The 19,426-nt window shown below is 29.7% G+C and carries 15 protein-coding genes; all 15 read right to left on the reverse strand.

Annotated elements, in window-relative coordinates; genetic code table 11:
* Positions 1–310: 310 nt before the first annotated feature.
* A complete protein-coding gene (locus HNP99_RS07980; RefSeq protein WP_173852846.1) occupies positions 311–874 on the reverse strand; it encodes a tyrosine-type recombinase/integrase in 564 nt (187 codons plus the stop codon).
* Between the two features lie 182 nt (positions 875–1,056).
* Positions 1,057–1,611 carry an NUMOD4 domain-containing protein gene (locus HNP99_RS07985; RefSeq protein WP_173852847.1) on the reverse strand — a complete coding sequence of 185 codons (555 nt, stop codon included), beginning with the start codon at positions 1,609–1,611 and terminating at the stop codon, positions 1,057–1,059.
* Positions 1,612–1,874: 263 nt separating this feature from the next.
* Positions 1,875–2,162 (reverse strand): hypothetical protein, encoded by a 288-nt coding sequence (locus HNP99_RS07990; RefSeq protein ID WP_173852848.1) that lies wholly within the window; start codon positions 2,160–2,162, stop codon positions 1,875–1,877.
* A gap of 325 nt (positions 2,163–2,487) precedes the next feature.
* A complete protein-coding gene (locus tag HNP99_RS07995) occupies positions 2,488–2,748 on the reverse strand; it encodes a hypothetical protein (protein WP_173852849.1) in 261 nt (86 codons plus the stop codon).
* Positions 2,745–3,155, reverse strand: a complete 411-nt coding sequence (locus HNP99_RS08000) for a hypothetical protein (RefSeq protein ID WP_173852850.1) — start codon at positions 3,153–3,155, stop codon at positions 2,745–2,747. The genes HNP99_RS07995 and HNP99_RS08000 overlap by 4 nt, the downstream gene beginning before the upstream one ends.
* A gap of 564 nt (positions 3,156–3,719) precedes the next feature.
* Positions 3,720–4,163 carry a hypothetical protein gene (locus HNP99_RS08005; RefSeq protein WP_173852851.1) on the reverse strand — a complete coding sequence of 148 codons (444 nt, stop codon included), beginning with the start codon at positions 4,161–4,163 and terminating at the stop codon, positions 3,720–3,722.
* A gap of 9 nt (positions 4,164–4,172) precedes the next feature.
* Positions 4,173–4,748 carry an RNA polymerase sigma factor gene (locus HNP99_RS08010; RefSeq protein WP_173852852.1) on the reverse strand — a complete coding sequence of 192 codons (576 nt, stop codon included), beginning with the start codon at positions 4,746–4,748 and terminating at the stop codon, positions 4,173–4,175.
* 38 nt (positions 4,749–4,786) lie between these two features.
* Positions 4,787–5,104, reverse strand: coding sequence for a hypothetical protein (locus HNP99_RS08015; RefSeq protein ID WP_173852853.1), 318 nt, complete (start codon positions 5,102–5,104; stop codon positions 4,787–4,789).
* 108 nt (positions 5,105–5,212) lie between these two features.
* Entirely contained in the window at positions 5,213–5,452 is a 240-nt protein-coding gene (locus HNP99_RS08020) for an XRE family transcriptional regulator (protein ID WP_173852854.1), read from the reverse strand.
* A 323-nt stretch (positions 5,453–5,775) separates the two neighbouring features.
* Entirely contained in the window at positions 5,776–6,036 is a 261-nt protein-coding gene (locus HNP99_RS08025; protein WP_173852855.1) for a hypothetical protein, read from the reverse strand.
* Positions 6,037–6,054: 18 nt separating this feature from the next.
* Complete coding sequence (locus HNP99_RS08030) at positions 6,055–7,182, reverse strand: hypothetical protein (protein WP_173852856.1); 1,128 nt, start codon at positions 7,180–7,182, stop codon at positions 6,055–6,057.
* 1,038 nt (positions 7,183–8,220) lie between these two features.
* The gene (locus HNP99_RS08035; RefSeq protein WP_173852857.1) at positions 8,221–11,400 is read right to left on the reverse strand and encodes a DEAD/DEAH box helicase family protein; all 3,180 of its coding nucleotides are present in this window, start codon (positions 11,398–11,400) and stop codon (positions 8,221–8,223) included.
* Between the two features lie 3 nt (positions 11,401–11,403).
* Complete coding sequence (locus tag HNP99_RS08040; RefSeq protein WP_173852858.1) at positions 11,404–14,412, reverse strand: DNA methyltransferase; 3,009 nt, start codon at positions 14,410–14,412, stop codon at positions 11,404–11,406.
* Positions 14,413–14,416: 4 nt separating this feature from the next.
* On the reverse strand, positions 14,417–17,281 hold the full coding sequence (locus HNP99_RS08045) for an SNF2-related protein (protein WP_173852859.1): 2,865 nt from the start codon (positions 17,279–17,281) through the stop codon (positions 14,417–14,419).
* A 31-nt stretch (positions 17,282–17,312) separates the two neighbouring features.
* Positions 17,313–19,277 carry a tetratricopeptide repeat protein gene (locus HNP99_RS08050; protein WP_173852860.1) on the reverse strand — a complete coding sequence of 655 codons (1,965 nt, stop codon included), beginning with the start codon at positions 19,275–19,277 and terminating at the stop codon, positions 17,313–17,315.
* Between the last annotated feature and the right edge of the window lie 149 nt (positions 19,278–19,426).

Raw genomic sequence — 19,426 nt, forward strand, 5'->3', positions numbered from 1 at the left:
TGCTATAGTTGGTAGGATTACTTCACAATAAAGTTGGTAATTTTAATTTTTTAATTTCTCATCTAAATACTTTGATAATTGTGAAAGAGTACTTTTTTGATATTTGTAGATAATAAAGTATTTTTTATTCATTCTTTAGTGTCAACTATTAGATATTACATATTATATGATACATTGTTATTTTACTCCAAAATATAGTATGCTATGAGGTTAATCAATTTTTTTAATTAACTTAATGTTTGCGGTTATTCCTGATTTAAAAAATTATACATGGAATGTTAATAAAAACATGGAATTAAGTTAAACTATATTATAAATTCATATAGATATCATCAAGCTCTTCTTGCCTTATTCCCAAATATCTCTTAGTGATACTTGGTGATGAATGATTAAATAATTCACTAAGGTATAATAGTGCTTTATCGCTTTCACCGTTATTAGACCAGACTTGACGGCCGAATGTCTTCCTTAAACTGTGGGTAGATATTGCGAGTGATTTAGATCCAAAAATTTCTTTTAATTTGCGATTTATGTATTGTGAGCTGTAGATTGTCTTTTGATTAGATGTAAAGACGTACCCATTATTCTCTTGACTTCTTTCTTTTAATAAGCGATAAGCTTTTTTGATATTGTCGTTTAAACGAATCACACGTCTTTTGTTGGTTTTGGATTCAATTAATGAAATAGATTCATTTTCTAAATCCTCATATTTTAATGTTAGGATGTCAGATATCCGCAATCCGACATTAATACCAAAAACTATTAAAAAACCAATTTTGTAATTTTTATCAGATTTAATAATCTTCATTGCTTTATTCAATGTAACGTCAAAATTCAAATAGTCGCTGGTAGTAGAAGAATCTTTAATGCTCATGGTAAATAAATTTAGGTCATAAAGATATTGATTTTTGTTTCAAAAACATACTTTATTTAATAAAAGTGAAACTTTTTACTTCTTTTAAAATAGTAGTTAAGCGTAACTAACTGTATATCAATAATTAATGAATTAAAAAAAGTTTCACTTCTATTAGAAGTGAAACTTTTTTTAATCTTAGTTTAATTTGTTTTAAACTTCCCTTTATGCCACGACGAACAATATTCGTCATGTGTTATTATGATGTTTTCCAAAGCTTCTTTATATGCTTGATGAGCATCAAGTGCTGTTCTAAAAGTACCTAAATTTTTCTGTATTCTATTAGTTGTAATGTAACTGATGTATCGACTTCCTCTTTTGGTTACACCAACGTAACCGCACTTATTTATTGAATCTTTGGTGTTATTTTCTCTAACAGTTATTATTTGCAGATTTTCTACATTATCATTCATACTATCGTTGTCAATATGATCAATTACAAAGTTTTTGTCCAGCAAATCAAAGTCGCGGAAAGCTGCCGCTACTAATCGACTTGCGTATATTCTGTATTTTTTTCCTCTATGTGTCATAGAATAAATCACTCTTGTTTTCGTCTCATTACCATGATCTTTTTTGAGTGATCCTTTCAGGTATCGCCCGTGCTTATTTTGTAATCTGCCGTAAGAAGATATTTGATAGTCTTCATAACCAGGTATTTGTTTCCATTCTTCTTCCCGACTTTCTAGTGTAGTAATCATTACATAGTACTTATTTTTATATACTATATATAATGTTACATAAGTCAGTTATTAAGGGGGTGGATTGTTTATAGGGGTTGAAATGCGATAATACTTGTAGAATGCTACGCGATCTTGATCATCTGTTTCGTAGAATCTCGAATTTAAAATCTTTAGTATATAAATTTTTATAATATAGTTGAACCAATTGAGTCTAATGCGCCTGAAAACACTTTTTAGCGCTTAAACTTTTTTATAAAACCAATATTGTTATAATTTTATAACTAGTTCGATTGTAGATTTTCTTTTATGTAGAAAAATTTGGCATTTTTATGGTTACCAGGAACATCAAAAAAACCGTAGTCAAAATTGCTTTTTAAGTAATTCCATGCTACTCTTACTTCGTAATGTTCCCAACCTAATAGACTACTTCCACTAACGCCTACGAATAGAAATTCATCCGAGGAAAACTTTAAATCTTTGAATCGTAAATAATCTATTCCACCTAATTGTAAAATTTTAACCTCTTCAGTTACACTTTCTTCAACTTGCATTTTAATTGTTCTTTTCATTTTGTTTATGTTTTATCATAGATAGCTTAATTACTCCTACAGTTATTATATAATTTTAATCATCAAAAGTTTATTTTTATTGAAAATTAATTATCGAAAAAGTTACAAAAGAGCTATGTTATGATTAAAAGATCAAGTCAACAACATATCCAATCCTTGTATATCAGTATTTTAATTTTTGTTCAAATAAGCATTTTTTTATTTCTAATGTATTTGCCAACAGCTGTTTATTTTAAATATGTTATAACGTAAATTAAATATTTTACGTAAATTCGGCAATGGGTACGTTATGATTTATGATTTTGGTTTTCAAATAATATTTATTTTAGTTCCAGGGACAAATAGTAGTTATAGTATCTTTAATTATAATATCTTCATTGAATAGCAAAGCATGAGTTTGCCAAAAATTTAAATCTTCATCTGTTGCTAAATTATCAAATGGTTCTCGAGCTGCCTTTTTACCACAAAAAATAGTTATAATTACGTAACCTATTCTCGATTTTTTTAAAACTATGAAAAGAGATTTAGTTTCAGTTGGTTCTTTTTTGAGGATAAACCGGCTATATCCCCTGCGGTTCTTTCTCATTGCATAATTTCATCTGAGATGTCTGTTTGGATACATTCTGTTGTTCCAATCACAAAATCAAAAGTAAATTCCTTTTCAATGAAATCTTCATTGTAATCCTTGATAAAATTACCTATCAAGGGCATAAATTTGTCTAAATCAACATGATTGTGGGTGTTGTCAACTCTAGACACAAATTTAATTCCACTATCATTAGTATATACTTTCCTTACTAGATTTGCTTTCATATTCTTATTATGTCGCTCTATTATAAAAGCAACACTGTCAGTTTCATTTAAGTTTTTTAAAATACCTTTTAATTCGAAATAGATATTTTCTTGTAGACACAATGACGATATAAAACCATGTCCTTCCTCGGGGTAAACTTTTTCTACTTGACCAATAAATTCTTCATTCATATTTTTCATTTTTTTTATATTTATTAATTGATATTTCCCTATGCACTAATTGATTTAAAAATTAATTTTCAAGTCATTTTTTTTACTCATCTAAACTTGCGCTATATTTACCAATAGCTAAATGATTTAAAAGTAACTCTAAGGCTTTAAAATTTAACATTTACTTATAGTTTATATCAAGTATTGTATTTATTAATAGCTGAAAAACCCGATAGTCAACTAAAAATTAAAAATTTTAACATTAGGATGTTTTTTATACTAACCTTTATACTTAGTAAGTACTAAATAAGCGGATAGTCACTCTAAATCTTAAATCTTTAACATATAGATATTACGGATATAGATCAATCTACTTTCTAGTAGCTGAATGATATAACTGTAATTCTAATGCTCAAGAACTTAGAATATCGGTATTTTCAATACTCTGGTAGTAATAAATTGATATTAATGGTAAGATCAAAATGTTGAAGATTAATTACATAGGTGTATTTATAAACAATAAAAGGGTATAGCTCTATTGATGCTATACCCTTTTATTATTAAGTCTAATTGTTATGTTAATATTAAAAGATATTAGATTTGATTATCCAAATACTTTTTTTGTAGCTTATCAAACATTGTTGGTAATTCAGTTTTTATTCTTTGTCTTTCAATCATATTAGTAGCTTTATTTAAGTTAGAGAACATATCTATTTCTTTTTTTAATAATGTCTCTTTAGAGTTTACAAGCATTATTGTAGTCTCAGAAGCATGCCCTTCGACATATTCTTGAGCAAGTTCCAATATTAAAATACCGAAGATTTCTGGTATGATAGATATGATTTTTTCAATAATTCTAGCGTCAATGTGCAGTGTTAAGACCATTTTATAAACTTTTCTTGAATCACTTTCAAATAGAAGAATAGCATTCGTGAAATCGGTCCAGAATTTTTCATTGAATAAATTATTATCCAAGCTATGTTCTTCTCCCAATTCAAATAATATTTGATCTTTAACAATTTGTTGTTCTATTTTCATTTATAAAGGTTAAAGTTCTGTTAATATTGATTTTAGACTTTGTAAGCAATTGAATTTTCGAGTTCTAGTTGTTGCATCATTGGCATAGTTAAAAAGTCTCGTGAGATCAGAAATTTTATATTTATAAATTTTTGAAGTTGATAAAACAATAAGTGAATAGCACTTCCCACCTCTTTGTTTTAAAACTTCAAGGGATTGTTTCCATTTTTCAAATTGTAGATTATTATTAGTATCTTCTTCGTGTTTATGATATAAGTAACTAATAGATTTATTGTTTTCTTCGTATTGAATTTCAGTTGCTTTTTTGCTTTCATTATATAACTTATTTCTGCACATCACAAATAAGTAATTTTCTAAACTTTTATTATCTTTTCCTACTTCAAATTGCAGATATGGGATTTTTTCAAGTAAATCTAATATTGATTCTGTAACAATATCTTGTATTGCATGAAGATTTATGTCTCTAAACTTGCTGCTTAATTGCTGCGAGAAATCTTTATGATGTCGCTCATATAAGATAGAAATATGATTAGGATCTGCAATTATTCTGTCAATTAATTCTATGTCGTTGATATTCAATAGCATCTTTCATGTTTTTGGATAAATTAGTTATGATTTTATTTTTATTTGAGACCATCAAATATATCTGATATAAATTCATACATCTCTTTCAAATTTATGCAACCTTCTGAATCATAAATATCTAGATATATTTCATTCTTTAAAAATGTTGATAACCAATATTTATAAAATTGATTTAATTTATCAATAAGTATTTGATGTCCTAAATCTTCTTTTAGACCTATCATGCTCAAAATTTTTATTGCTGGTATTATTGATGTATCTTGGTTTTGTGCAATATCAATTAAATCACTTTTATTGAAGTTTATGCCGTATTCTTTTAAAATTTTGTCGACCTTGTTTAGTTGCAGTGAAGTCATGTGTTATTTTTTTTCTGGAAATTAAAAGGAATAGAATTTCCTTTATCAAATAGATATTTGCGAGCAACTAATACGCTTATTGTGAGCTCTTTAATATTATTGCTTACATTAACTCTTTATATTTAAATTTTCAAATAACTGACTTATATTAGTATCAAGTGCCGTTGCCATTCTTAACAACAAATTGACTGTAATGCCTTGTTCGTACCTCAATACTCTTCTAATGGTTGTCTCAGAACAACTCGACGCTTTAGCAAAAGCTGATTTGTTACCATTGAATTTAGCTATAAAGAGTTTGTAAATTCGATCTACTAATTCTAGCTCAATTTTTTCAACTTTCTTTTCCATTTACCAAAGTAAAATAAACAACCAACATTAATTTGTAAAAGACTATCAACTTATAAGTCGAAAAAATTACTGCTTATTTCAAATGATTTTATGATGTAGTAATTGTGTTTAATTTTTTAGATTTGATGCTTTTAGTTTGCTATTATTTAGAGTAATTTAATTTTGATACTAGTGTTTCACGAGCAGCAGTTTAAGAAGTTGTTAAAGTGTAGACCTTACAATAAGGTAACAAGTTTTATAAAATGTGTATCCTTATATTGTAACGTACAATTTATTATATGGTAAAACTTACCACCTAATTTTACTGTAATATTTTATTCATTTTACAATTGTCCAAAATTACCATTTGGATAAAGCCATATTTCGTCATGAAAATACAAGCCACCATCATAATTCAATTGAAGTTTATTATCGTAAAAAGCTAAGTAAACATCACAGCATTCTTTTTTATACCAAAGTTTTCCGCTGTGGTAAACTGGAAATAGATTCAAAGCTTGGTTAACAATAAATTTAGATATTTGCATACCATGCAATTCTGGTAAATTTTTTGGCAGATTTGTTTTTCTCTTATCATGTTGTTTCATGTTTTTTTTTTATTAATATCAGTTTTTTTTAATTTTAGCTTTAATGTTTTTATTTAAGAAGAAGCTTGTAATTTTATTCTCTAATTCTAAAGTATCCCTGTCATTGCTATAACATATCGCATCAAATAAGGTGTAATAGTAATCAGATTTTTGTGGTAATAATGAGTTAAATAGTTCTGCTTCAATATTTTGTAATATACAAGCTAAAGACACCTTGGATATGGCTATATCATTTAAAGATTCCCATACTTCTGGATACAATTTTTTAAATTTCAGATTGACTTTATTTTTTCTGTTAAATCCAAAAAAAACATTTTTATAAATTGCTTTTTTAGTTTCTACTCTTGCAATTTCAACTAAAGTTGCGTCGACCATAGGTGCCTCTTCAATCAAGAATATATCAATAAATTTCTCGTAGAAAGTACCATTTTCACAGTCATTTTTATAATCGATGTCGACTTGTTTTTTGTGATCTGCCAAATGTGCAATCAACAGTGTTGGCTGACAATTTATGATATCCATTTCATAAAACTTTATATTAAAATGCTTACGAGTAACTTTTGATATGTTCGAGAGAGAGGTGTAAATCCTAGCTACTTTTTTTCCTTTGCTGATTTTTCGTTCGCTACTACTTGCAAATATTCGTGAAATTCTCCTTTTAAGTTGATGTAAATTAATTCGTTGGGAATGATATTCTTCAATCTCGGCTTGTAAAGCATCTGCAATATTAATTTTTATCGAAGCTATAGTATCTACAAATTTTTTAGGGATACCATTTACTTCGTTTATAACTTTTATCTCGTGTCCACTCTTAAGATTGTCAAAAACTACTAATACAAAATCCTCACAGTTCAAATACTTATTAAATACTTGATAATTTTTACAAATTTTAAGATCTTTTGAATACCACTTACCATCTTTGTGTTTAACTTGTGCTAAAATCTCAAGTTTAATAAGTATCTCTTTGTATTTATTATATTGGTCTACATTAAAGTACTTTATGAATACTTTTTGAGGTATAGGTATTTCTGTAGTTCGGTCATTGGTTTTGATTCTCTCATCCAGATATGCAAGGAACTTCAATATGTTTTTGACTGATTTTGTTTTGTCTTTTAATGGCATATTCATAATTTCGATGTTATTCATTATATCGCTATTTGTTATGTAGCAAGATGATGAAAATTCAAAGTTGTCCATATCAAGTTTGCTTAGTTGAGTGAAAAGTGCTTTTTTAGGGTTGAAATCGATAGTTTTATACATTAATATATAGGCTTTTTTTATTTTGTGGCTTTTTGCGAGGAAGCCAACCCGAGCTAATTACTGCTCGGGAACCTCTATCCTTTATATTATAATTTGACTGAAAAGTTTATTTTTCAGTCTACAATGTTTTGGACGTTCTATATATAAATTTTTTAATATGCTTTCTTTTAGCGAAAATATAATAATGTCATATACGTAGATGCTAAGTCACTTATTTTAGGTTAAAGTGAATTAAAACGTACACTTAGGAATTGAAGTGAATTAGTGTTATAATTATATAATGTAAAAATGCGTTTATTTTAGGGTAAAATAAAAACGTACACTTAGGGATTGAAGTGATGATGATAAATAGATAAATGCTTAAAATCCGGGGTAAGTAAACATACACTTAGGAATTGAAGTAATGGAAATATTTAGATAAATGCTTGCAAATTGGGGTAAAAAAAACGTACACTTAGGAATTGAAGTGATTTGATATTTAAATAATAAATTGTGAAAAATGCTTTTAATTAAGGTCAGAAAAAACGTATGCTTAGGAATTGAAGTAGTGAATTAATATGTACTGAATAATACAATTGACTTAGTATAGAAAAACGTACACTTAGGAATTGAAGTTATAAATAAATGTTGTTAAATTATAATAAAACTTAGGATAAAAAAAATATACTTAGGAATTGATGAAATAAGTGAATAGTAATAATTATTTAATAATCAATTCATTACTAGAGTAATTATTTTCTTTGTGTGACATTTTGAAATAAATTAGTTATTATATTACTGAACTTATCGCTATAGTTTTATTTGGAAAAAGCACGATGTGCCTTCACTTGAGAATGAAATATAATCATATTAGACCGCTCAACTTACAACCTTTGCCAAAAAAGGCAAAGGTTGCGTTGGACTATCTACTACATTGATGTTAACTTAAACCAGCATTTTAGCTATTACCTTACCCACATAAGTATCTTTATCCTCATATTGGAAGAAAACATTGTTGTGATGAAATTCACTAATATCTCTATTTTCTTTCCAGGGCAATTCATAATATTTTGTATTAGAAATAATGAATGAACTTAATACAATATTTTCATGATTCACTTGTGGCTGAATACGCTGTTTGATCAACTTATGAAATTGAATTTTGGCATCGTGTAGACCGTTTGAGTTTCTTATTCCTTTAGGGTCTACGAATGCAATATATTGTTTATCATCCTTTAAAATCCATAGAATAAAATCAGGATAGAAGTTATTTGCATCAACAAAAAAACCAATTCCTTTCTTACTTTGATTTCGTAATAGAAATACTTTTTTATCCTCAAATTCAACTCTGTTTAATTTGTAAAACTTAACTAAGTCATCCATGAACTCTTTTTCTGAGGCATCTAAGGGCACTGGCGACACTTGTAAGCTATCTTTGTAGCTTTTGGCATCTAAGTATAACAAAGGCTTATATAAGTGCTGTTCATTATCAAAAGCAATGAAGTTAGCCGCTAATGTTGTTACACCCTCAAAAGCATTCGTTTTTATAGATTCAACTAGTTGGTTCACGCGTTCTTGAATAGTCTGCGCCTGACCTTCAACATTGAATTTTACTTCATATTCATAAATAAAATTATCATCATTTTGATTTAAAATACGTGTTTCAATATGTTCTGAATTGAATTTGTTTTTATGGAAATTATAGAATTTCTCGATGTATTTTTTCAATAGGGATATGGCTAGATTTTCCCAGGTGTATACTTGAGAAAAACTATTCATATCTAATTCAGATTTTGGAATATACAAAGTGTACCAATCTTTAGAAGATATTATGTCTTTTAAAGCTTCCTTAGAAATAGAAAGATTAAACCAGTTTTTATCAAATTTGTATTTTTCGATCTCTAGGAATATATTTTTCCAATCTATGAATGCTAAGTTAAACTCAGTTAAATACCCTTCGTTTTTAGAAGCGATTATCGTATTACTTTGTTTGCTTAATACTTGAATTTTTGGATACCAATCAAGTTCTATTCTTGTGCCTTTGTATATTGTTTTGTCAAGTTCTAAGTTTAGTTTTATCTTTTTCTTAAAATCTTCTTTTTCTTTTACTTGAACCATTTTTAGATTACTTTCTAAAAGCTCTTTTTTGATAATGGTCGGTATTTTGACGGTATGCCATTTAGAATCATTAGCAGGTAGCCCCTCTTGCTCTAAGAACTCTTTAAATTTTTCCATATAATCGGCTTTGACACCGAAAATGTTTAGCGTTTCTAATGGCGATAGGTATTTTCGTAAATCTTTTAAATTAGTTGGTTTTTGGTACTCATCTAGGCCGTTACTACGTTTAAGGCTAAAGTCATATCCTTTTAAACGAACACCTCTACCAAATAATTGAATAATTTGAGATCCTTCACTTTTACCAATATTCATTAAACCCATTGAACTAACACGCCAACTAGACCATCCTTCAGTGAATTTTTTAGAACCAATTAGTAGATTGATTTTAGAGTCTTTTTCGTTTATGTTATGGAATAGTGAGGTAGAGAAATCTTTATCAGTACCTAGTACTTTATTACTCATCGCTAAGCTGTGTAACTTAGCTTCATCACCTACATTGATTACGCCAAAATAATCAGCATTTCCAATACGTAGACCTAACTCACCATTTGCCCCTTTAAGGTTGTCTAAATATAAATTAGCACCAATAACTTCCGAATTAAAAACACGTTTAATGATGTCTTTATAAACGTCTTCTGATGAGAATTGCTTTTCTACTAAATACGTAAACGAATCATGGAAAATAGAATTTCCTTTTTCATCCATTAGTCCTGCATCATTCAATAGGACTTGCTCAATATCGTTTATTGCTGTTGCTGAGTCTTTGATAAAGCTGGTAAGGAAATAGATGATTTCTAATACATCTGAGGTATCTACACCGTTCTCTTTTCGAACAGCATTCACTTTACCACCTACAAAAATCCATAATGGTTTTTCTAGTAAAAATGTTTTGGCTAAATTATCTTTATTATCGAAAATAAGGTGTTGCTGATAAAAGGAAATCAAGTTTGCCGTCAAATATTTACGAACAAAAGATTGATTATTACTCTCTTTTAGGTTAAGTATTTTATAATCTTTACCATAACCATCGCCGTAAAAATACTTGTATGAATAATCAAAAATGATAGATTTTACATATTCCTGTTCTAATTCTTTTTTGTTTTTTCCAGAAGCAGCATTGATCGCTTGACCAAATGTTGCCGAATACTCAAAAGCAAAACCATTTTCGCTTAAAGTGTCACGCCACACTTTCCATTTTTCACCACCTGTTCCTCTGTGACCTTCGTCAATAAGTACTAAGTTATTGGTTTCAAAACTATCCACAGCAATGGTTTTATCACCGCTAGTATCTGATAATTTTGTTATTTCAATAATTTCAACTAACTCGTTGGCAAACATTGAACCTGACGATTTTGAAAATATGGCAGCATTAATTTCAGATAATTGAAATTCTTCTAAATGTTGATTAGATAAACCTTCATTTGGTGTAATTAAAATGACCTTGTTGTTGTCTTTATAATGGTATTTTTTGGCAAAGTATAAATATTGCTTAATGTTAATGTGCATTAACAACGTTTTACCGGAACCAGTAGCATTCCAAAATGCAATTTTATTTAAGTCTTTATCTGTAAATGGTTCTACTACAATTTTTGTTGGGTTAAGCACTGTGAAATCTACATCAAGAGGATCGTTGTATTTTTCTACAAACTGATTGAGTTCTGCCAGTAGTTTTACCCTATTACTAAAATATTTATCTAAATAAATCTCAACGAAAAGCAAAGATAAGTATTGAAAATACTTCCATTTGATTACTTCGTTTCTGTTTCTAGAAATCTCATGCGTAAAGCGTACAATATTTTCATCGTACTCTTGCAGCATTTCTCGCGTTAGTTTTTCGCTATCAAACAAGCGATTGACTAAACTGTTCAAATATTTCGTATTGCCTTCTTCGTTATATCCTTCTAGATGTGAGCTCTTTAAGTCTTGTGCTAATGCTTCAAAACCTAATACACCAAACTGGGAAAGCAAGTATTTGTTTAATACTAGTTTATTATGAAATGTAGCCATTGGTTAAATATCTTTTACATCAAACATTTTGTTGAAAAATTCTTCTTCAATCAACCTTACTTTCCAGCTTTCTTCTTCTTTTTTAAAATTGGACAAATTGTTATCGCCGTTTACATAAATGATATCATATTCGCCATCAAAAACTTTAATATCTAGTTTTTCTACAAATTTATCTAGGTCATCATTAGTTGTTTTTTCTAAATTACGCCATAAAACTAAAATTTTGTCCCCTTTAAGGTTTTCACCAGAAACTATTTTGAACTCTCGTATGCGTTCTGTTTTCTTAACTTTTAAACCAATTAAATAATTAAAAGTTTCTACTAAATCGACCGTTGTTGGAATAAGCTCGTTGTTCTCAGTAACGTTTAACTGGTAATTAAAAGGATTTTTAAAAATTTCTAGATTGAATAAATGCTCTCTGCTTTCGACATCAAGCATATATTGTAGTAGGTATTCCTCATTTACTTTATCGTTTAATTCTAAAGCAGCTTGTTGGTTTTCAGTTTTATGTAAGCTCAAATTGTTTAAGGTATCTTCATAGCTCTCTAAGGCCATGTATTTAAACATTTGGCTTATACCTTTCTTATCTTGTGGTAGTCCGTTTTTCCAATTGTCAGAGTAAATTACTTTTTGAACGCGCGGTTTAGTTATAGAATCAAAATAAGACCCCATTTCCATTAAAATATATTTTCTATTACCGTTGTCAACTCGATTGAGTTTAATTACAACATGGCCGCTAGAAGCAGAACCACCGAAATAATCTAATAGTATATCATCCTTTTTATGATTAACAACTTCAAGAACTTTTTCCAAGAATTTAACAGGTTTTTTTCCATTTTTAAATATTACACCACCTTCGTCACCACAATCATTAAATTCTTTTACGAAATCGTAGTAATTTGGATGAGGAAGTCCCTTTTCAACATCTTGTTTTAGCGGCATACCTTGAAAATAAATACCGTTGTCGCCCCCTTTTTCTTTTGGTTGCATAATGTATCTATGACCCAAACCATCGCCTCTTAAACCCATACCGATAACCTTATACAGCGTACCCTTACCATCAATTTTTCTACGTTCTCTCAAATTTATTTCATAATATTCACTTGCAGAACCGCTTTGCGTTATTAATGAACCTCTTATTGTATATCTTTTGAAGCTTGATTCGGATGGTTCCGTAACTGTTAAATTATATTCATCTTCTGAAAATATTTGCACTTTATATCCATTGATTTCCACTGTTTTCGGGTTGTCATTGCTTAATTCAATTTTATATATATAATCAGAAAGTTTATCTTCACCTTCATTTACAATTCTATTTGGATTAAAATCATACTTTGAAGCAATATTTAGATATTCTATACAATCTTGATAACGAATGTCTTTTCTAATTATTCGTTTTTCATGTCTGACTTTTATTGTAAAAGAATTTTCAAACTTGTCGTACACCTTACCTAATAGTGTTTGCAAATTTAAATTCTCATTTGAATTTATTGAAGTTGAAACTGAACCATTACTTGTTAAAAGATTATAATTCAACAAAAGCCTCTCATCCATAAATGAAAGCCAACTGGAATGTGAAAATCCATCTTTGTAAATAAATCCATCATTACCAGTGTTGTAAGGTGGATCTAAATATGTTGTTTTAATTTGACCTCGATATCGTTCCTGCAATAAATTCAAAGCTTGAAAATTTTCTGAATTAATCAACAAACCATTTGTTTTTTCGTCCAAATCATCAAACTCTGCTAACACGCGATCTATAAAATCTTGAGGGAAAAACTTAGTATCTAAAACTAAAAATGGTTCTTTTTCTAGTTCTTTAACTGTCTTGATAGTAAGATCAAACAATTTTTCCCATTCGTCTAATTGCGCTTTATTAGCAACAATTTCATCGTAATAGTCTTCGGGAATACGGTCTAAAGTAATGCAATAGTTAGAATTGATTACAAACTTCTTTTTAAGCCATAGTTTCTTTTGGAAATTCTCTAATTGTTCAAGAAATAAAATTATCTTGCTTGCAACTTGTTTTAAGGCTTTTATTTTTGATATTTGGCTATTAAAAGCAATTTCATTTTCGGTATTGATATCGTCAATGTGTAGTACTTCATTTTTTATATAGAAATCTAATTCTCTACGAAAGAAGCCACCTAAATCTTTGTGTATAAAATAATCAAAGGTATTGCGAGAAACAAAACTGTAAATATGTTTATCTAGTAATGTGCGTTGTTTGTTGCTTTCGGTAGGTGCCAGTGCAAAAACATCGGTAAAATCTACCGGCACATTAGTTTTTATAACTTCAACCGCTTTCTTAGTTAAATCGTCTTGCTTTATTGATTTTTTATGTGGTTCGTAGGTAAAATTAATAGTTAAAGTATTTCCATCTACTTCAACAGGCAATTCATCATAAATAGCAAAACGGCGTTCTTGGTCGTTTTGTGCTTTATTATTATTTTGTTCCGTACTTGCTTCTTTTAGATCAAAACGAATTAATTTATTACCAGCTAATTTAAAAGCGTAATTGCGCAAATACTCTGATGTTTTAATATAGTATTGATCGTGATTTGCCCAATGTAATTTTACTTCTTCACCTTCATAAGGAATAGCATATACATCTTTTTTATAACGACGTAAGGAAATAAAATCGCCACCATCATAATAGCGTTTGAAAAAATTTGCTAAATGTGAAAATACTTCTTGTTCTAAAGTATCAATAGATGAAGAAGCTGCAATTTTATCTTTTAGCTCTTTTACTTTTGGTAATGTATTAGGGTCTGCACCTAATGCAGTGGCTTGAGCAATAGTTTTATCCAGTTCTTCTTGCAATCCTTTGGCATCACCAGAAAGATTTTGCTCTAATAGTTGCCTTACTTGAACAGGTAAGCTATTTTGCAAAAAGTCATTTATAGCATCGCGCTTTTGATTCATAATGCGATAAATACCAAAGTCTAAATCGGCTTGGTCTAGTTGGAATACTTCGGTAAGAACTTTTTGAAGTTTGTTGTAATTGCTCATAAAATTATATTATTTCCCACTCAATAGTGATTATTTCTGTTTCTGTAGTTTTTCGTTGTAATTTATTTTCCGCCTCTTCGATCATTTCATCACGTTCTTCGAGGATTTTGTCTTCAATGTCAAAAATCTCTCTACGTAGTTTTGATTTCTTACGGTCCAAGACTCGAATTTTCTTTTGTATTTCAAGTAAATCATCGGCATTTAGATTGTCAACTCTTGTTTCGCGTTCTAAATCTTTTATCTTCTTCTTGACTTCACGTAGATCAAGTTCACTGCTTTCAATCTTATCATTGGCCCATTTCTCAAACTTTTGAATTTCTAATTGCATAAGTCTCGTATCGGTATGCTTTACAAAGTCGATGTGTTTTTTCTTTTGTTCTTGATAAACTTTATCTACCTTATTACTATTAAAGCTATGCTCTGAATCTTCTGTTGAAGCATTCAATGTTAATAGAAATTGGCACATTTCATCTTTTAAAATTTTACCGTCTTCTGTAGCACCAGCGAATATTATTAAATCATGCTCTTCGGCATTAGAATCTAAATTTAGATTAGCCACTTTAAGAAATCCTTTTTTGCTGTTCAGTTTGTCTAGTTCACTGTATTTTAAACCACAACCTGAATAGTCAAAAAGCAACTTATTAATTGGCGTTTCTAATATTTTGGATTTTTCGATAATATTTTGTGCCAGCACGTCGCCTAAGCGATAGTGTTTGGCATCTTCTCGTTTTTTATCTAGTGTATAAACACCCGTTTTTACGTTTTTTAATCCTGTTTTATTTAGATTAAAAGAAAGTGTTTTGTCGTTAAAATTAGCGTTCTCTTGAAGAATAAATTTGGTAATTTTCCACAACCATTGTTCGTATTTTGAAATGTAAGCTTTAGTGTTTTCTAAAGATGTTTTCAGTTTCTGGACTACTTGTGCATCAAAATTTTCAAAAAGCTTTGACTGTGTGCTTTTAAGATTATCTTTTATTTGTTCTTCTAACTCTTTTTGCAAAGCATCAAACGATTTTTTGATCTCTTCTTTTGTTCGGCATTTTTTATAGATCTCAATCAATCTTTTTTCAAAATCAACACCACTACCTATAGTTCCTAAAACTTCGTCAGAGGAACCAAAAACACCATCAAACAAGCTGAATTTTTCTTCTAATAGTTGAAATACTCGTTGGTCTGTCTCGTTTTTTGTATTCAGAAAATTAATCACTACCACATCGTGTTCTTGACCGTAACGATGACAACGACCGATTCGTTGTTCAATTCGTTGCGGGTTCCAGGGTAAATCATAGTTTACCACCATAGAACAAAACTGTAAATTGATACCCTCAGCAGCTGCTTCTGTTGCGATCATTAATTGACAATCATCTGACCTAAATTCATCGACAATGGCATTTCTAATATCTACTTCTTTAGCACCAGAGAGTTTATCAATATTTTTTTTGTCAGCTACCCATTTTTTATAGACTTGTTTTGATTTTTCATCATTGTTTGAACCATTGAACAGAACAATTTTATCCTTGAAATGCGTTTTTTGCAGCATTTCATTCAAATATTTCTGTGTACGGGTAGATTCTGTGAAAATTATTGCTTTTTGTGCTGCACCTAATTCTATCAACTTTTCAAAACCTTTATCTAAAGAAAGGATTAGTTTATCACCTTTGGCATTGTGCTCGATGGATTTTGCTAATGTTAAGTATTTTTCTAAATCACCTATTTCGTTTCTTATATTTTGAATATCTTCTTTTGAAAGAGAATCATCATCTTCAATTTCTTCTTCTTCCCACTCTTCAACAGATTCGTCGTATAGCTCGTAATTCTCATCAATTTCTTCTTCCCAAACTTCTAAAGGTATTTCCTGACCATCAATAATCTTATTTAACCTTTTAATAAGGCTTTCTAATGTTCCTGCAATTGCATATGAAGACGATGCTAACAACTTTCTTAAAACAGAAATCATCAAATGTCTTTGTGCCTTCGGTAAACCATAAATTTCCTCTCTTTGAAGATATTCAGTTACTTGATCATAAAGTAGTTGTTCTTGCGCTGATGGTTCAAAAGTTTCTGTAACTGGAATTCTATTTTTGTAGTTGATGTATTCTGTTACTTGGCTTCTTAATGTTCTGTGGCAAATAGAGGATATTCTAGTTTTTAAATCTTCGAAATCTATTCCACCTTCTTTCCGAGTAAATTGTTTCCTAAAACTCTTGATATCGCCAAATACATTTTCATCGATAAAACTTACTAAACCATATAGTTCTTCTAGTTTATTTTGAAGTGGTGTAGCGGTTAATAGGACTTTCTTATAAGGATGAATTGCATTTTGAATTTCTTTAGCAATCTTATTTCCATTTTTGTATACATTTCGAATGTAGTGAGCTTCATCGAGCACCACTAAATCCCAAGAAACTAATTGGATATATTCGGCTTTATTTCTGGCAAAATGATAAGAACAAATTTGAATTTTGTTTTTATTATCAAATGGATTTTTATTTCCTGCTTTGTATTTTTTATTAAAAGATTTAGTTTCAATTACTTCTGATGGTAGGTAGAATTTATCTTCTAATTCATTCATCCATTGTTTTCGTAAGCTTGAAGGGCAAATAATTAAAATTCGTTTTGAACCTTCTGCCCATTTTTGCGAAAGTAAGATACCAGCTTCTATAGTTTTACCCAGACCAACTTCATCGGCTAATATTGCGCCTTTTGATAAGGGTGATTTAAAAGCAAATAGAGCTGCTTCTACTTGATGGGGGTTTAAATCTACTTTTGCATCTAATAAAACAGCACCAAACTTCTCAGAACTATCCGATTTGCATTTTTTGCTTAATTCGTAGGCGAAGTATTTTGCTTGATGTGGTGTTAATGTCATTAGTTTGAACAGTTATAAATACGCTTAGTTTTTATTTTAATTTTGTAGCCATTTCATATTCTTTTGTAAAATCCAATCCAAGATGTTGTACTTGTTCTGGCATGGCTAACGACCATGAAGTATAATAATAGGCTAGTACTTTATTACCTGAGAAACGCTTGCCACTAATACTTGCAATAATATAATCTTTTTTGTTCGGGTCAATACCCATGGTGCCGAGCATCGCAATTTCGAGGGCAGTTTGTTTTATTTCTTCTGCTGTTTTGTCTTTGAAGTATTTTAAAGCATCAACGATGAACATGACAATAGCCATGTTGGTTCCAATTTCCTGCTGGTGCTTTTGGAAATCTGCCATTTCCTTTTTTTGCAAAGGATCTTCTTCTTCGTCTAAACCGAAAGGGTCTTTTTGCAGCTTTTTTAGAAAATCATCGACGTTATTTTTACTCTCATATTTAGCTTCGCTTTCTTGTTCGAAGAAAGAGTCTAAATCGAGTTCTCTTCCCCAATGCTTTATCAGTTCAAACTCTTGTCCAGGTTTGCGATCGTCTTTTATTTGTAAAAATTCTTTATAAAAGGATTGTGCTTGTTTTACTTCGGCTGTTGAAGCTTTGAATTCCGGAATTAAATCAATCCCAAATAATTCTTTGAATTGCATGGCATTTATCAAACTGAATGTTTTAGTTTTAGATATGATACTTTGTGGCGCAATATCTAATATACGGCTATCGGTAACCGATTTAATAGCATCTTGAAGTAAATTGTAAAGTGACAGAAATTGATATGGTCTTAAGTTTACATATTCACTATATAGAAAATCCTCAATAAAAATATCAATAGGGGTATTGTATGTTTGCAAGTTAATGCCGTTAAAAACACCATCTACAAACTTATTAGCCATTGTTTTATCTACCCCCATTTTTTCCAACTTTTGGATTGTGGGTTGAATAGTTTGGATGAAATTATGCTTGTTTTGATGAGTTGATAAAAACACTTGATTCATATTTGTTGATCGAGCTTGAATTACGAAATCTAAATGAACCAGTTCGTGCATCACTAAATGTTCAACAGCAGGGAAGGTGCTTTTATATTTGACTATATGCTTGTTGCGATTGTGTCTTTCGGCAAATTCTATTTTGGCAGCAGTAGAGATTGTATCGTCTATGAGAATGTCAATTTCGACGCCGCCTTGGTCTTCTAACTGGCTTCTGTAAGTTCTGAAGAGTTTTTGACCATCGAAGTCACTACCAATTTTATTGGCTAGATCAAATGCTTGTTTAAATGCATTTTTGTAAAGAGTATCCTCACTGTTTGACTGCTTTATTGCTAAAATAGTTTGATTGAAAGAGGATTGTAAGTCACTTTCTTTTTCATATATCAATGAAAGTATAAAAGAAGTATTTGGGTAATTATTTTTTAATTTTATTGACTCTAGGGCATAATTTTTAGCTGCGTCTAGTCGGTTTTCTTGAAATAATACGTAGGCCACATTTGCTAACGTAATATGGTCTGCCTTATTAACTAAAATGGCTTGATCATAGTATTTTAACGCTGTAGTGATATCATTTTTGTGTCTTGCGAAAATATTCCCCATCATCATCAATGCCCAACCGTTTGAAGAATTCCAGCGTAAAGAATCAATTAAAGCATCAATGGCTTTGTCTTGGTCCCCTTGTTCAGATAGTATCTGCCCCAAAATTCGATGATATTCAGAATTCGAGGGATTCATTTTTATTAATTTTTCTAAAATAATTTTTGCTTCTTCGAACTTTCCATTTTCACATAGGGATACTGTTTTTTTATAAGCGTCGTCTTGAGTTACTATTGTATCAGTATCTAAATCAATTATTATTAAATCGTCTAATAAAGTAACCTTCGGAAGAAAAGGGCCGTAAGAGTAATGCCTTTTTATTGCATCAACCATAATGTCTTTATTATCAATGGTTAATTCAGGGAAAAGTGTAAAAAAGAAATCGTTGAGTTTATGAATAATTTGCATTTAAATATAACTAAAGTGAAAAAAGTAAAACTATTAATTTTTAACTTGATAACCTATTCAATTATTGTATGGAACATCTTATTTGTATATGTTCGCATACACCTTGTAAATGGGTTAATACATAAAATAGATTTTTTAACTATTAAACT

The organism is Flavobacterium gelidicaeli, from assembly GCF_013294005.1.
GTDB lineage: Bacteria > Bacteroidota > Bacteroidia > Flavobacteriales > Flavobacteriaceae > Flavobacterium.

Excerpts from the sequence above, each read along its gene's own strand:
- HNP99_RS07980 (WP_173852846.1), bottom strand. The coding sequence starts at position 874 with ATGAGCATTAAAGATTCTTCTACTACCAGCGACTATTTGAATTTTGAC.
- HNP99_RS07985 (WP_173852847.1), bottom strand. The coding sequence starts at position 1,611 with ATGATTACTACACTAGAAAGTCGGGAAGAAGAATGGAAACAAATACCT.
- HNP99_RS07990 (WP_173852848.1), bottom strand. The coding sequence starts at position 2,162 with ATGAAAAGAACAATTAAAATGCAAGTTGAAGAAAGTGTAACTGAAGAG.
- HNP99_RS07995 (WP_173852849.1), bottom strand. The coding sequence starts at position 2,748 with ATGAGAAAGAACCGCAGGGGATATAGCCGGTTTATCCTCAAAAAAGAA.
- HNP99_RS08000 (WP_173852850.1), bottom strand. The coding sequence starts at position 3,155 with ATGAAAAATATGAATGAAGAATTTATTGGTCAAGTAGAAAAAGTTTAC.
- HNP99_RS08005 (WP_173852851.1), bottom strand. The coding sequence starts at position 4,163 with ATGAAAATAGAACAACAAATTGTTAAAGATCAAATATTATTTGAATTG.
- HNP99_RS08010 (WP_173852852.1), bottom strand. The coding sequence starts at position 4,748 with ATGCTATTGAATATCAACGACATAGAATTAATTGACAGAATAATTGCA.
- HNP99_RS08015 (WP_173852853.1), bottom strand. The coding sequence starts at position 5,104 with ATGACTTCACTGCAACTAAACAAGGTCGACAAAATTTTAAAAGAATAC.
- HNP99_RS08020 (WP_173852854.1), bottom strand. The coding sequence starts at position 5,452 with ATGGAAAAGAAAGTTGAAAAAATTGAGCTAGAATTAGTAGATCGAATT.
- HNP99_RS08025 (WP_173852855.1), bottom strand. The coding sequence starts at position 6,036 with ATGAAACAACATGATAAGAGAAAAACAAATCTGCCAAAAAATTTACCA.
- HNP99_RS08030 (WP_173852856.1), bottom strand. The coding sequence starts at position 7,182 with ATGAATAACATCGAAATTATGAATATGCCATTAAAAGACAAAACAAAA.
- HNP99_RS08035 (WP_173852857.1), bottom strand. The coding sequence starts at position 11,400 with ATGGCTACATTTCATAATAAACTAGTATTAAACAAATACTTGCTTTCC.
- HNP99_RS08040 (WP_173852858.1), bottom strand. The coding sequence starts at position 14,412 with ATGAGCAATTACAACAAACTTCAAAAAGTTCTTACCGAAGTATTCCAA.
- HNP99_RS08045 (WP_173852859.1), bottom strand. The coding sequence starts at position 17,281 with ATGACATTAACACCACATCAAGCAAAATACTTCGCCTACGAATTAAGC.
- HNP99_RS08050 (WP_173852860.1), bottom strand. The coding sequence starts at position 19,277 with ATGCAAATTATTCATAAACTCAACGATTTCTTTTTTACACTTTTCCCT.